Genomic DNA, 14,196 nt, shown 5'->3' with positions numbered 1-14,196 from the left:
TGCCCCTTCTGCCGAGCCTCACCGCACCGCCGCGCAGACCCGTCGATGACCGAAAAGCGGACGCGCCGAAGTGCTTTGCCCCCGGGACCGTGGGACGAACGGCATCCGCCCACTGCCCCGGACGCAGTTGCAACCCTTCGACAATGGCATACCCCACCGACGGACATCCACCCGCGCCGCGCCACGCGGACCGGCCGCCGTGGCCCCGCTCACAACGCCGTGGCCGCGCTACCGCCGCCGGCCGTTCACGCGTTGAAGTACTTGGCCTCCGGGTGCAGGAGCACGAACGCGTCGGTCGACTGTTCCGGGTGCAGCTGCAGTTCCTCCGAGAGCACCACGCCGATCCGGTCCGCCTCGAGCAGGTCCACCAGCTTGGCCCGGTCCTCCAGGTCGGGGCACGCGCCGTAGCCGAAGGAGTACCGCGCGCCGCGGTAGCCGAGCTTGAAGTACTCCTGCACGTCCTCGGGATCGGACTCGGCGACCGCGTGGCCCTCCAGCACCAGTTCCTCCCGGATGCGCCGGTGCCAGTACTCGGCCAGGGCCTCGGTGAGCTGCACACCGATGCCGTGCACCTCGAGGTAGTCGCGGTAGTTGTCGGCGGCGAACAGCTCGTTGGCGAAGTCGGCGATCGGCTGCCCCATCGTCACCAGCTGGAACGGCAGCACATCCACCTGACCGGTTTCGCGGGCGAGCTCCCGCGACCGGATGAAGTCGGCGATGCACAGGAACCGGTCCCGCTGCTGGCGCGGGAAGGTGAACCGATACCGTTGCGGCGCATCGGGTTCCGGCTCGGTGAGCACGATCACGTCATCGCCCTCCGACACCGCCGGGAAATAGCCGTACACCACGGCGGCGTGCTGGAGCACGCCCTCGGTGGCGAGCCGGTCCAGCCAGGCGCGCAGCCGCGGCCGTCCCTCCGACTCGACCAGTTCCTCGTAGCTGGGTCCGTCGCCGCCGCGCTGCCCGCGCAGACCCCACTGCCCCAGGAACAGCGCCCGCTCGTCCAGCAGCCCCGAATACTCGTGCACCGCAAGACCCTTCACCACCCGTGTACCCCAGAACGGGGGCACCGGCACCGGCAGGTCGGCGGCCACGTCCGAGCGGGCGGGCACCTCCACCGGGGTCTCGGCGGCCTTGCGCTTCTCGGCGATGCGCTTGGACCGTTCGTGGCGGGCCTTGCGCTCGGCCGCCTTCTCCCGTTCGGCGACGGCCTCCGGGCTGTTCGGGTCCGGCGCCTCGCCGCGCTTGCGCGCCATGATCTCGTCCATCAGGCGCAGGCCCTCGAAGGCGTCGCGCGCGTAGTGCACGTCGCCCTCGTAGACGTCGGTGAGGTCGTTCTCCACGTAGGCGCGGGTCAGCGCGGCGCCGCCGAGCAGCACCGGGAACTGGTCGGCCACGCCGCGGGAGTTGAGCTCCTCGAGGTTCTCCTTCATCACCACGGTCGACTTCACCAGCAGGCCGGACATGCCGATGACGTCGGCCTTCTTGTCGACGGCGGCGTCGAGGATCGAGGTGATCGGCTGCTTGATGCCGAGGTTGACGACCTCGTAGCCGTTGTTCGACAGGATGATGTCGACCAGGTTCTTGCCGATGTCGTGCACGTCGCCCTTGACGGTGGCGAGCACGATGCGGCCTTTGCCGGAATCGTCGGTCGATTCCATGTGCGGTTCCAGGTAGGCCACCGCGGCCTTCATCACCTCGGCCGACTGCAGCACGAACGGCAGCTGCATCTGCCCGGAGCCGAACAGCTCACCGACGGTCTTCATGCCCGACAGCAGCGTCTCGTTGATGATCCGCAGCGGTGGCACCTCGCGCATGGCCTCGTCGAGGTCGGCCTCCATGCCCGCCTTCTCGCCGTCCACGATGCGCCGCTCCAACCGCTCGAACAGCGGCAGCGCGGCGAGCTCCTCCGCGCGCGAGGCCTTCGACGACGAGGAGGACACGCCCTCGAACATCGCCATCAGCTGCTGCAGCGGGTCGTAGTCGGGGGTGCGGCGGTCGTAGATCAGGTCCAGCGCGGTGGTGCGCTGCTCCTCGGGGATGCGGCTCATCGGCAGGATCTTCGAGGCGTGCACGATCGCCGAATCCAGCCCGGCCTGCACGCACTCGTGCATGAACACCGAGTTCAGCACCTGGCGGGCGGCGGGGTTGAGGCCGAAGGAGATGTTGGACAGGCCGAGGGTGGTCTGCACCCGCGGGTGCCTGCGCTTGAGCTCGCGGATGGCCTCGATGGTCTCCAGACCGTCGCGCCGCGATTCCTCCTGCCCGGTGCCGAGGGTGAAAGTGAGCGTGTCGATGATGATGTCGCTCTCGTCCAGGCCCCAGTTGCCGGTGATGTCGGCGATCAGCCGCTCGGCGATCTCCACCTTCTTCTCGGCGGTGCGGGCCTGGCCTTCCTCGTCGATGGTCAGCGCGACCACCGCGGCGCCGTGTTCGGCGACCAGGCGCATGATCTGCTGGAACCGGGACTGCGGCCCGGCGCCGTCCTCGTAGTTCACCGAGTTCACCGCGCAGCGTCCGCCCAGGTGCTCGAGTCCGGCCTGCAGCACGGCGGGCTCGGTGGAGTCGAGCATGATCGGCAGCGTGGAGGAGGTGGCCAGGCGGCTGGCCAGCTCGGTCATGTCCCTGGTGCCGTCGCGGCCGACGTAGTCGACGCAAAGGTCGAGCATGTGCGCGCCGTCACGGGTCTGGTCCTTGGCGATGTCGAGGCATTTCTGCCAGTCCTCGGCCAGCATGGCCTCGCGGAAAGCCTTGGAGCCGTTGGCGTTGGTGCGCTCGCCGATCATCAGGACGGAGGCGTCCTGCGCGAACGGCACCGAGGTGTACATGCTCGACACGGCGGGCTCGGGTTCGGGCGACCGGCGCTGCTCGGGCGGCGGCAGCGTGGCCTCCACCTCGCGCACCGCCTCGGCGACCTGCCGGATGTGCTCGGGCGTGGTGCCGCAGCAGCCGCCCACCAGCGCCAGCCCGAACTCGCTGACGAACCCGCGCAGCGCGACCGCCAGCTCCTCGGGCGTGAGCGGGTACTCCGCGCCGTTCGGCCCCAGCACGGGCAGGCCGGCGTTCGGCATCACCGAGACCGGCACCGTGGCGTGCTTGGACAGGTGCCGCAGGTGCTCGCTCATCTCGTCGGGACCGGTCGCGCAGTTCAGGCCGATGACGTCGATGCCGAGCGGCTCGAGCGCGGTGAGCGCCGCGCCGATCTCGCTGCCCACCAGCATGGTGCCGGTGGTCTCCACGGTGACGTGGGTGATGATCGGGATCCGGCGGCCCGCCAGCTCCATCGCGCGCCTGCTGCCGGTGACGGCGGCTTTGACCTGGAGCAGATCCTGGCAGGTCTCGATGAGGATGGCGTCGGCGCCGCCGTCGAGCATGCCGAGCGCGGACTCGACGTAGGCGTCGCGCAGCGCGGTGTAGGGCGCGTGGCCGAGGGTCGGCAGCTTGGTGCCCGGCCCCATCGAGCCGAGGACGTAGCGGGGGGTGCCGTCGGGGCCCGGCCCCATCTCGTCGGCGACCTCCCTGGCCAGCCGGGTGCCGCGTTCGGACAGATCGCGGATGCGGTCGGCGATGTCGTAGTCGCCCAGGTTCGACAGGTTGCAGCCGAAGGTGTTGGTCTCCACGGCGTCGGCGCCCGCTTCGAAGTAGGCGCGGTGGATGGCGCGCAGCACGTCGGGGCGGGTCTCGTTGAGGATCTCGTTGCAGCCCTCCAGCCCGCGGAAATCGTCCAGGGTGAGATCGACGGCCTGCAGCATCGTGCCCATCGCACCGTCGCCGATGACGACACGCCGACGCAGCGTGTCGAGAAGGGTGGTATCGAACCCGGCGGATTTGGACACAGACATGGCTACCAGCGTAGTGGCCGCCTCCGACAACCCGGCAGCTGCGTCCACCGGCGGTCGGCACCGGCACGCCACCTGCACCGCGGCGCGAAATCAATACCACAACCACACCCCGCACGCCGTAGGCTGACCGAGTGAACCCCAGTGAGACCTCCGATTCGGAATTGCCGACGTTGCGCGATCCCGTGCTGATCGCCGCCTTCGAGGGCTGGAACGACGCCGGCGACGCGGCCAGCGGCGCGGTGGAGCATCTGGAACTGATCTGGGACGCCGAGCCGCTGGCCGAACTGGACTCCGAGGACTACTACGACTACCAGGTGAACCGGCCCACCGTCCGCCAGGTCGACGGCGTCACCCGGGAGATCCAGTGGCCCTCGACGATGCTGTCGGTCTGCTCGCCGCCGGGCACCGACCGCGACGTGGTGCTGCTGCGCGGTATCGAACCCAACATGCGCTGGCGCAGCTTCTGCGCCGACCTGCTGGAGTTCGTCGAGCAGCTCGGCGTGCAGACGGTCGTGATCCTCGGCGCGCTGCTGGCCGACACCCCGCACACTCGCCCGGTCCCGGTCACCGGCTCGGCCTACAGCAAGGAGGCCGCCGAGCGCTTCAACCTGGAGCAGACCCGCTACGAAGGCCCGACCGGCATCACCGGCGTGCTGCAGGACCAATGCGTCAAGGCCGGGGTGCCCGCGGTGTCGTTCTGGGCGGCGGTACCGCACTACGTCTCGCAGCCGCCGAACCCGAAGGCGACCATCGCGCTGCTGCACCGGGTCGAGGACGTGCTCGACATCGAGGTGCCGCTGGGCGAGCTGCCCAAGCAGGCCGAGGACTGGGAGTCCGCGGTGAGCGAGATGACCGAGGGTGACGAGGAGATCACCGAGTACGTGCGCTCGCTCGAGGAGCGTGGCGACGCCGCGGTCGACATGAAGGAGGCCATCGCCAAGATCGACGGCGACGCGATCGCGGCCGAGTTCGAGAAGTACCTGCGCAGGCGCGGCCCGGGCAGTTTCGGGCTCTAGCGCCGCGCGCGGTTCACCCGGAGTTCGCGGGCGGGTGCCCGCGGGTGCCGAATGTGGTTGCCCGCGGAGGGATCCCGCCCTCCGACACGCCGTTCGGCGGGGCGCACCGCGCCCGACACACCGGGCGGCGGACGAGCCGGACCGCGCGTGTTGCTGAAAGTTGGCCGTGACACCGGACTTCGGCGGGTGGCCGGGTCGCAGTGCCGGACGCGGCGGCGGCGCGGGGTGCCGCTGCCCAGTACCGGATGGTCGGTTCAATCACCGGGATGCGGCACATCGCGGGTGCCCGCATCCCCGGAAACGGCAGCGGCCCGCGGTGTGTCCTCGATGGTCCACACCCGGGCCGCTGCGTCCTGCGCCAGTTTCGCGAGCAATATCTCACGGGGGATGGTCTGTCCCGCAAGGTGATCCAGTGACGGTACGACGACGTGATGGGCGTCGGCCCGCCTGAGCTCCTGGGTCAGCTCGGCGAAGGCCGTGCCGTCGCCCCCGGTGGATTCGTGGAACGTGGCCGCGAAACAGAAGCCTTCCTCGCGCGCCAGCGTGGTCATCTTCGCCTCGAGTTCCGCGCTGTGACCGTCGGCGAGATCGTCACGCAAGTATCCATAGATCAACGCTTCCACCCGAACCTCCAATGGATTGGGTCGCTGTTGCCATGTGTGGATATCCCCGTGCGGGGTACCGCGATCGGTGCGAGGTTGCGGCGTTGCAGATGTCCTTGCATCTGTACGACCGGCAACCTGTCCGCTCCTCTTTCAGAATGTCTGACGCCAAACTGCGAATGCAGGTGTCAACCCGGGGACAACCGCGTGCCCTATTCGGTGCACCAGAGGTTAACTGGTGCGATACTACAGACGTGACCGCTGGTGACGAACGACCCGTGTGGGCTGTCCGGATGCGCTCTGAACGTGACGCGAGGGGGTGGTCACAGGCAGACGCGGTACGCGCGATGCGCGCGAAGACGTCGCACAACCTACCGACCGACTCCACGCTCCTACGCAATTGGCGCCGTTGGGAATCGGGCGAATCGCGCCCCGACGACTTCTACGCGCCGATCATCGCCGCCACCTTCGACACGGTGACCGCGGCGTTCTTCCCCAAGGCCAGACCCAACCGCGACGACGAACTGCTCTCGGCCACCGGCATGGACACCCTCGAATTCATCGGCAGGCTGCGGATGTCGGACGTCTCGGCCGCCACGCTGGACGCGATCCGGATCACCGCCGAGCGCCTGTGCTGTGAATACTCCTACGCCGACCCGCACGAGCTGCACGCCGAGGGCACCGCGTGGCTGCGCCGGATCACCTCGCTGCTCGACGGCAGGCTCACCCTCGCCCAGCACCGCGAAATCCTGGTCCTGGCAGGCTGGGTCGCGCTGCTGGTCGGCTGCGTGGACTACGACCTGGGCCGGCGCACCTCCGCGGAAGCCACCCGGCGGGCGGCCTGGTCGCTGGGCAGGGAGTCCGACAATCCCGAGATCAGCGGCTGGGCAGCGGAAATGGCCGCGTGGTTCGCGCTGACGCAGGGTAACTATCGGGGTGCTGTCGAGGCCGTCGACGCCGTCCTCGAGGACACTCGACATATCGGCGTCGGGGTGCAGCTCGCCGCGCAACGAGCCAAGGCGTGGGCCCGGCTCGGCAACCCGGCCGAGGTGGAGAAGTCGCTCGGCATCGGGCGAGCGATCTTGGACAGCCTCGACCATCCGGCCAACCTGGACAACCACTTCGTCGTCGATCCGCAGAAGTTCGACTTCTACGCGATGGACTGCTGCCGGGTGGCCGGCCAGGACCGGATGGCCGAAGCCTATGCGCGCGAGGTGATCCGGCACTCCACCCGGGCCGACGGCTCGATCTTCAACCCGATGCGGGTGTCGGAGGCACACCTGACGCTGGCCGTGGTGGCGGTGCGCGACCGGGATCTGGAACGCTCGATCGACGAGGGCATGCGCGCCTTCGCGTGCAAGCGCCGTTCGCTGCCGTCGCTGATGCTCATCGCCGGCGAGGCGGCCCGGGAGATGACCCAGCACTATCCCGGCGATCCGCGCACGCAGTCCTACCTCGAGCAGTTGCGGGCGATCTCCGTCGAGAACTGACCACCTCCGCCGCGGCCAGGGACACCGGTCGTGTCCCCGGCCGCTACCGGGTGAGCGAACCGGCACGAACCGGATGCGGCCACGCCGAATGCGTGCCGTAGGCGCGGGCGGCGACCGGCCCGCTACTACCCTGTTGCCGGTGACCGACTCCGAGGACGGGCCGCGCGGCGACGAGCTGGACGAGCGGCTGCGGCTGTTCGCCTTCGCCACGGCGGAGAAGCGCGCGGACTACCTGCGCGTGTTACGGGCCTTCGACAGCGCGCGGGCGGCCTACGTGGTGCTGCTGCATGCCGACGACGTGGCGGAGTGGATCCGGCGGGCGGGCGGCGCCGAGTTGCCCGCCGCCGAGATCGGGCCGCTGCTGGACCAGCTGCACCGGTGGGGTGTGCTGGAGCGCAGCTACGACGGCACCCGCGCGGCGACGCTGGCCGAGTACCGCAACCGGCACTACGTCTACCAGTTCACCCAGCCCGGCTTCCAGGCGTTCCGCGCGGTGGCCGGGGTGCTGGACGCGCGCGGCGAGGAAGCGTCGCTGTCCCGGCTGGTGCTGCCGGAACTGCTCGCCGACCTGGGCGCGCTGGCCGAGGCGAACCGCCGCGGCGACGCCGAACTCGTCTACCGGACGCTGCGCCGGCTGGACGCCGCGCTCACCGACATGGCGAGCCGGGCCGCGCACTTCTATCTCTCGCTGGGCGACCTGGTGCGCACCACCGAGATCACCCCGGAGGCGTTCCTGGCGCACAAGGACACGCTGCTGGCGCACATGCGCGAGTTCAGCATGGATCTGGCGCGGTTCGCGCCGCGGCTGGCGGCGGCCATCGCGGAAATCGAACAGACCGGCGTCGCGGCGATGCTCGAGCGGGCGGCGCGGTGCGACGAACGGGTGCTGCTGAGCCCGGCCGACCGGGAAGCCGATTGGCGGGCGCGCTGGCAGGGCTTGCGCGGCTGGTTCGTCGCCGGTGAGAGCGGCGCGACCGAGGCCGATCGGCTCCGCGAAGCCACCATGAGCGCGATCGCCGCGGTACTGGCGCTGCTGCGCCGGGTCACCGAGACCCGCCGCGGTGGGGTCAGCCGGGAGTCGGCGCTGCGGCATCTGGCCGCGTGGTTCACCGCGGCGCCGAGCACCGAGAGCGCGCACGCGCTCTTCGACGCGGTGTTCGGGCTCGGGCGGCCGCGGCATCTGGCGATGGAACATCCCGATGCCGACATCGTGCCCGCGAGCCGATCCTGGTGGGACGCACCACCGTTGGAGATCTCCCGCACCCTGGCCGAGACGGGACGGCCACCCTCGGCGGCGGCGCCGGGCCGCATCCAGCGCAACGACGCGAGTATGCGGCGCCTGCGCGAATCGCAGCTGGCCGCGCAGCGCTCCCGGGCGGAGGCGGCGCGGTCGCTGGCCGCCGCGGACGTCTACGAGCGGGTGCTCGACGACCGCGAAACCGACATGCTGCTGCGCCTGCTGGACGCGGCGTCGACGGCGTGGGTGCCGGTGAGCGGACGGGTCGCGGGCACCTCGGGCAGCGACAACGGCGTCACCCTCACGGTGTCCGAGCATCCGGGCCCGACGGTGGTGCGCACCGCGCGCGGGTTGCTGCATCTGAACAACCGCAAGCTGGAGGTGCGCGTTCGCGGACCGCGCACGTCGGGAGGTGCGGCGTGATCCACGCGCACCGCATCGGTTCGCTGGAGCTGGACAACTATCAGCGCGCCGCCCGGGTGATCCTGGCCAATCACGTGGTCACCCGCAGCTACCCCGACCGGGTGGCGTTGTCGCTGATCCGCCGCTGGGCCACGGAGCTGCGCGAGGATCTGGCCGAGTTGTTCGGCTACCGGCTCGAGGTCACCGAGACGACCGCGCGCCTGTTCCCGGTGCTGGACGAACTCGACCCGGGCCGTCCCGCGCGCACCGTCACCGAGCGGGTCTTCGACCGCCGCCGCTACGCCTATCTCGCCTTGGCGTTGGCGGCGCTGGGTCGCGCGGGCGACCAGATCACGCTGTCGGAGCTGGCCGAGCAGGTCAGCGCCTACGCCGCCGAGATCGACGGGCTCGAGCTCGCCCCCGACCGCGCCGCCGACCGGGACGCCTTCGTCGACGCCGTGGGCTGGCTGGCCACGCGCGGCGCGCTGACCCTCGCCGACGGCGACGCGGGCGGCTGGGCGGCCGACCCGGAGGCGGGCGAGGCCCTCTACGACATCGACCGTCCGGTCGTCTTCGCCCTGTTCCGGCCGCCGCGGGCGCTGCAGCATCTGCACAGCGTCACGGGCCTGTTCGGCGAGGAGCCGACGACCGAGGCGGGTACGCCCGCCGCGCTCGCCCGGGCCGTGCGGCGGGCGGTGGTGGAACGTCCGGTGGTCTACGCCGCCGACCTCGGTCCCGACCAGCGGGCGGTGCTGGCCCAGGAACGGGTGATCGCCGAGGTGGAGGCGTTCACCGGCCTGCGGGCCGAGCGGCGCGCCGAGGGCGTGGCGTTGATCGACACCTCCGGGCGGCTGTCGGATGTGCGGTTCCCCGGCACCGGCACCGTGGCCCAGGTGGCGCTGCTGCTGATCGCCGAGATCGCCGACCTGGTTCTCGACATCGACAATCCGCTGCCCCAGCGCGCGCCGGGCCCGGACGCGGGCGCCGAGCTGGTCGCGGCGCTGGACGCAGCGATCCCGGCCTCGACGCTGTTCGCCCCGATGGTCGAGGACGGCGACGAGCCTGCGACGGAACCCGAGGCGGGGCCCGAGCCGGTGCGGTATCCGTTCGTCGCCGCCGACCGGGTGCGCGAAACCGTTGGCATGCTGGCCGACCGCTACGGCGCCACCTTCGCCGCGCACTGGCTCGCCGACGTGCCCGCGCTCACCGCCGAAGTGGTCGAGCTGCTGCGCCGGTTGCGGCTGGTGCGTCCGGTCGCCGACGGGGTGCTGGTGCTGCCCGCGCTGGCCCGGTACCGGGGTGCGGTCGTCACCGTGCGTACGCGGCGCACCGAGGAATTGTTCGTCGGCACCGGGAGGGAAGGGATCTGACATGTCGGTCATCCACGGCGGAGTGCGTTTCATCCCGACCAGGGCCGGGATCATCAACCTGTGGGACTACCGCGATCAGGAGTTCTGCTTCGCCGACGGCAGGCTGGTGCTGCGCGGGCCCAACGGGTCGGGCAAGACGAAGGCTCTCGAGGTGCTGTTCCCGTTCGTGCTCGACGGCCGTATCGAGCCGCGCCGGCTGAACCCGTTCGCGGGTGAGGAACGCACGATGAAGTCGAATCTGCTGTATCGCAAGCTGGATTCAGCGTATTCGTATGTGTGGATGGAGTTCGCGCGCGGGCGGTGGGCCGATCCCGAGGTCGTCACGGTCGGCATCGGCATGCGCGCCACCCGCTCCTCGGACAAGGTGACGCGCTGGTATTTCGTGGCCGACGGCCGGGTGGGAGTGGACTTCTCGCTCATCGGCCCCGACGACCGCCCGCTGACCCGCAAACAACTCGCCGAACAGATCGGCACCGACGCGATCGTGGACCGGCCGATGGAGTATCGGGCGGCGATCGATGCGCGCATGTTCGGCCTCGGCGCGCAGCGCTACGACCAGCTCATCAATCTGATTCTCACGCTGCGCCGTCCGCAGCTGGCCAAGAATCTCGATCCGCGCGGGCTCTCGCAGGCCCTCACCGACGGCCTGCGCCCGCTCGACGATCAGCTGATCCTGGACGCGGCCCGCTCCTTCAGCGACATGGAGGAGGTCGGGCGCACCCTCGAAGGGCTCGTGCACGCCGACACCGCCACCCGTGCTTTCGTCGACGTGTATCGCAAATACCTTGCGGTCCAGGCGAAAACGGAGGTCGACCAGGTTCGTGCCCGGCTCGACGCGGTCACGCACGCGAGCACGGCGCTGTTCGCCGCGAGCGCGCTGCGGCAGCGGCGCGAGGCCGAGCGCGCCGCCGCGCAGGACCGCGCCGACGACGCCGACCGCGCCTACGAGCAAGCCCTCACCGATCGCGAAACGCTGCAACGGTCGAGCGCCTACGAGGGCAAACAGCAACTCGACGACCTCGCCGACGCGGTGCGCAGGCTGGAGAGTTCGGCGGCTGTGCACCGTGCGAAGGCGGTGGAGGCCCAGCAGACGGTGGCGCAGCGCGCGCAGGAGCTCGACCGGGTGCGCGCGGACGTGCGGGAGGCCGCCGCGGCGCTCAGCCGCGGGGAGGACGAATTGCGCAGCGCCGCCGAGGCCGCGGGGATCGCCTGGACGACGCCGTCCCGCGACGACGCGCTCACCACCGCCGTGCTGGCCAGGGCCGAGGAGCGCGACGCCGACGTGCGCGCGGTCCGCGCGGTGCTCGCGCGGGTGGAGGCGGCGCAGGCCGAGCGGACCCGGGCCGAGCGGCTGGCCGAGCGCGCCGGCGCCGACCGGGAGCGGGCGGCGGCCGATGTCGCGCACGCCGAGGCCGCCGTGGAGCTGGCTCGCGGCCGCGCGGCGGCGGCGCTGCGCGAATGGTGGGACGCACACGGCGAGACCTACGGCGCCCTCGGCGCCGAACTGTTCGAGGCCGTCGACGCCGCGCTGGGCCAGGCCGGTTCCGACGAGGCCGCCACGCCCGCCGAGGTGGTGGCCGAGCGCACCGAACCGTTGCTGGAGGAGTTGCGGGAGGCCCGGCTGGCCGCCCGCACCCGCGCGGCCGCCGCGACGGCCCGGATCGCCGACCTCGAGGCCGAACGCGACGCCATCGCCGCCCAGCGCGACGACGCTCCGCCCGCCCGGCACACCCGTACCGACGCACCGGACGACGGGCGGGGCGCACCCCTGTGGCGGCTGGTCCGGTTCGCCGACGACGTGCCGGCCGAGACCGCCGCCGGGATCGAGGCCGCCCTGGACGCCGCCGGCCTGCTCGACGCCCGGGTCGGCCCGGGCGAGCCGCCCGCCGGTTATCGTTCCGATCAGTTCCTGATCCCGCTGCCCCCGGATCGGCGCCCCACCGGCCGCACGCTCGCCGATGTGCTCGTGGTCGAGGACGATTCGCCCGAACTGGCCGTTCCGGGCACGGTCGTCGCCGACATCCTGGCCTCCATCGCGGTGCGCGACGCCGCCGGTTCCGACGAGGTCCCGGCGCATCCCGCGCTCGACGTCACCGGCGGCTACCGGCACGGCGTGCAGGTCGGCAGGCACCACAAACCGCACGCCGAGTACATCGGCGCCACCGCCCGCGCGCGCCGCCGCGAGGAGCGCCTGGCCGAACTCGACGCCGCGCTGGCTGCCGCCACCGAGGACCGCGAATCCGCCGAGGCGGCCGCGAAACAGGCCGATGCCACCCTGGCGGCGCTGACCACGGCGGCCAAGGCACTGCCCCGCGCCACCGCCGTCACCGGCGCGCTGCGCGCCGTCGCCGAGGCGGCGGGTGTGGTCCGCTCCCGCACCGAGGCCGCCGCCCAGGCCGAACGCGAACTCGATCAGGCGGTCACCGAGGTCACCGCGCTGGAGAAGAAGCTGCGCGCCGCGGCCGCCGAGCACCGCACGCCCCGCACCGCCGCCGATCTCGACGCCCTGGCCGCCGCCGTCCGCCATTTCGAGAGCACCGGCACCGCCCTGGCGCGGCTGCGCGCCGATCACGAACGCGCGCTCGAACGCGAACGCGAGGGCGCCGACCGCCTCGACGAGGCCCGCGGCCTGGCCGAGGCCTTCGCCGAGGAAGCCGAAGCCGCGCGCGCCGGTTACGACGAGCAGCAGCGCAAACTGGCGACGTTGCGCGAGGCGCTGGGCGCGGGCGCCGCCGAGATCGATGCCGAACTCGCGCGGGCCCGCGAGCGCATCGACGCCTGCCGCGCCGAGCAGAAGGCCGCCCGCAAGGCCGCCAACGCGGCCATCGAGGCGGTCGGTGACGCCGAGGCCGCCTACCGCACCGCGCACGAGGCGCTCGGCACCGCCCTCACCGAGGTGCTGGCGCAGGTCCGCGCGCTCGCCCCCTACGCGCAACCGGATCTGCTGGCACTGCTCGGCGTCTCCCCCGAGCTGCGCTGGCCCAGCAGCGACGCCGCCTGGTCGACACCGGATCAGCTGCTCTACCGCATCGCGCAATCGGATCCCGAGACCGAGCCGCGGGTCCTGCCCGACGAGGTGGCCGCACTGTTCGAGGCACTGTCGACGGCCACCGCGACGGTGCGGGCCGGGGAGGCCGCGCGCAAATCCACCCGCAGCGCCGTCACCGCCGCGCTGCAGGAGTTCGACGCCGCGCTGGCCGCCTCGGGCCGCGACTACCGGTTGCGCTGGGACGCCGCCGACGGGCTCACCGTCGTGCAGGTGCAGGACGAGCACGGACTGTGCCCGCTGGCCGATTTCGCCACCCGCGTCGCGTCCGCCCGCCGCGATCAGGAGCTGCTGCTCACCGACGCCGAACGCCGCATCCTCGAAGACGCCCTGCTCACCGGCCTGGCCCAGCAGATCCACGAACGCACCGGCGACGCGCGCGAACTCATCGCCAAGATGGGCGCGGAGATGAAACAGCGGCGGATGTCCTCGGGCAACACCATCGGCGTGCACTGGGTGCTGGCCGACGACCTCTCCGACAGCGCGCGGGCGATGTGCAAGCTGCTCGACCGCGACGCCGCCGCGCTGAGCCCGGAGGATCTCGCCGCCATCCGCGCGCATTTCGCCGCCGAGATCCGCGCCGCCCGTGCCGAGCATCCCGAACGGTCCTACCCGGAGATCCTGGCCGCCACCCTCGACTACCGCCGGTGGCGAGTGTTCTCGTTCACCCTGGTCGGTGCCGACGGCAGCGAGGACAAGCTCACCGTCGCCCGGCACAGCGCGCTGTCCGGTGGTGAGCAATCCGTGTCACTGCACCTGCCGCTGTTCGCCGCCGCTCACGTCATGCTCGACTCCGCCGACCCGCAGGCCCCGCGGCTGCTGGCGCTGGACGAGGCGTTCGCCGGCGTCGACGACAACGGGCGCAGCGAATTGCTCGGCCTGAGTGTGCAATTCGACCTCGACCTGTTCATGACCGGCTACGACCTGTGGATCACCTACCCGCACGTGCCCGGCTGCGCCCACTATGACCTGGCTCACTCCGCGGCCGAGCACACCGTCAGCGCCACTCTGCTGGTGTGGGACAGTGGCGATCTGCTCGCCGAGCACAGCGGATCGGATCTGACCGCCGCGCTCGGCTCCCCCAACCGCCGTCGGGTGCCGGTCGGCATCGAAGGCGGCCTGACCCTCGACGACATGCCGGGCGCCCCGGCGCCCCTGGCCTGACCGACCGAGCTCGACCGAACGGACCGC

Annotated in this window: 7 protein-coding genes; 5 read left to right on the top strand and 2 right to left on the bottom strand. The window is 71.6% G+C overall.

What is annotated here, in order from left to right; all coding sequences use genetic code 11:
* Window positions 1-245 precede the first annotated feature (245 nt).
* Window positions 246-3,842, bottom strand: coding sequence for a methionine synthase (metH, locus tag AMO33_RS04260; RefSeq protein WP_011209725.1), 3,597 nt, complete (start codon window positions 3,840-3,842; stop codon window positions 246-248).
* Between the two features lie 131 nt (window positions 3,843-3,973).
* Between metH and AMO33_RS04255 the strand changes: the two genes are divergently transcribed.
* Window positions 3,974-4,858: a PAC2 family protein gene (locus AMO33_RS04255; protein ID WP_011209726.1), complete on the top strand. Its 885-nt coding sequence runs from the start codon at window positions 3,974-3,976 to the stop codon at window positions 4,856-4,858.
* A gap of 254 nt (window positions 4,859-5,112) precedes the next feature.
* Here AMO33_RS04255 and AMO33_RS04250 read toward each other — a convergent pair whose 3' ends face one another.
* Window positions 5,113-5,481 (bottom strand): hypothetical protein, encoded by a 369-nt coding sequence (locus AMO33_RS04250; protein WP_228788391.1) that lies wholly within the window; start codon window positions 5,479-5,481, stop codon window positions 5,113-5,115.
* 326 nt (window positions 5,482-5,807) lie between these two features.
* Between AMO33_RS04250 and AMO33_RS04245 the strand changes: the two genes are divergently transcribed.
* The 4 genes from AMO33_RS04245 (at window position 5,808) to AMO33_RS04230 (ending at window position 14,169) form a co-directional block, all read left to right on the top strand.
* Complete coding sequence (locus tag AMO33_RS04245; protein WP_060590666.1) at window positions 5,808-6,950, top strand: hypothetical protein; 1,143 nt, start codon at window positions 5,808-5,810, stop codon at window positions 6,948-6,950.
* A gap of 187 nt (window positions 6,951-7,137) precedes the next feature.
* Window positions 7,138-8,610, top strand: a complete 1,473-nt coding sequence (locus tag AMO33_RS04240; RefSeq protein ID WP_060593280.1) for a TIGR02677 family protein — start codon at window positions 7,138-7,140, stop codon at window positions 8,608-8,610.
* Window positions 8,610-9,959 carry a TIGR02678 family protein gene (locus tag AMO33_RS04235; RefSeq protein WP_060593281.1) on the top strand — a complete coding sequence of 450 codons (1,350 nt, stop codon included), beginning with the start codon at window positions 8,610-8,612 and terminating at the stop codon, window positions 9,957-9,959. The genes AMO33_RS04240 and AMO33_RS04235 overlap by 1 nt, the downstream gene beginning before the upstream one ends.
* Window position 9,960: 1 nt before the next feature.
* Window positions 9,961-14,169, top strand: coding sequence for a TIGR02680 family protein (locus AMO33_RS04230; protein ID WP_060590664.1), 4,209 nt, complete (start codon window positions 9,961-9,963; stop codon window positions 14,167-14,169).
* The last annotated feature ends 27 nt before the right edge of the window (window positions 14,170-14,196 follow it).

Origin of the sequence: Nocardia farcinica, from assembly GCF_001182745.1 — a bacterium.
GTDB classification, from domain to species: Bacteria; Actinomycetota; Actinomycetes; order Mycobacteriales; family Mycobacteriaceae; genus Nocardia; species Nocardia farcinica.
This window is presented reverse-complemented; position numbering and strand designations above follow the sequence as displayed.

Bases quoted from the DNA above. Each gene is read 5' to 3' on its own strand.
- metH (WP_011209725.1), bottom strand. From the start codon at position 3,842: ATGTCTGTGTCCAAATCCGCCGGGTTCGATACCACCCTTCTCGACACG.
- AMO33_RS04245 (WP_060590666.1), top strand. From the start codon at position 5,808: ATGCGCGCGAAGACGTCGCACAACCTACCGACCGACTCCACGCTCCTA.
- AMO33_RS04230 (WP_060590664.1), top strand. From the start codon at position 9,961: ATGTCGGTCATCCACGGCGGAGTGCGTTTCATCCCGACCAGGGCCGGG.